Source organism: Citrobacter sp. TBCS-14 (assembly GCF_005280805.1).
Taxonomy (GTDB): Bacteria; Pseudomonadota; Gammaproteobacteria; order Enterobacterales; family Enterobacteriaceae; genus Citrobacter; species Citrobacter gillenii.
Genome location: NZ_SZWM01000217.1, coordinates 1 through 221, shown reverse-complemented (window position 1 = coordinate 221; position 221 = coordinate 1). Strand labels below are relative to the sequence as shown.

General features: G+C 59.7%; 1 protein-coding gene. It reads right to left on the bottom strand.

The window, feature by feature from the left end:
- On the bottom strand, positions 1 to 221 hold a 221-nt coding region (locus tag FDX22_RS12185; protein ID WP_255432882.1), incomplete at both ends, for an FGGY family carbohydrate kinase.

Below are 221 nucleotides of genomic sequence, written 5' to 3'. Positions count from 1 at the left end.
CGACGCACTTCTGGCAGCATGGCACGCGGAATGTCCAGCGCATCCAGCATCGTGTCATCCCAGTCCAGGGAGTGGATGTTGAACAGCATGGTACGCGAGGCGTTGGTGTAATCCGTGACGTGTACGCGTCCCTGCGTCATTTTCCAGATAAGCCAGGTGTCAACGGTGCCGAACAGCAGTTCGCCACGACGAGCGCGCTCACGCGAGCCTTCTACGTGGTC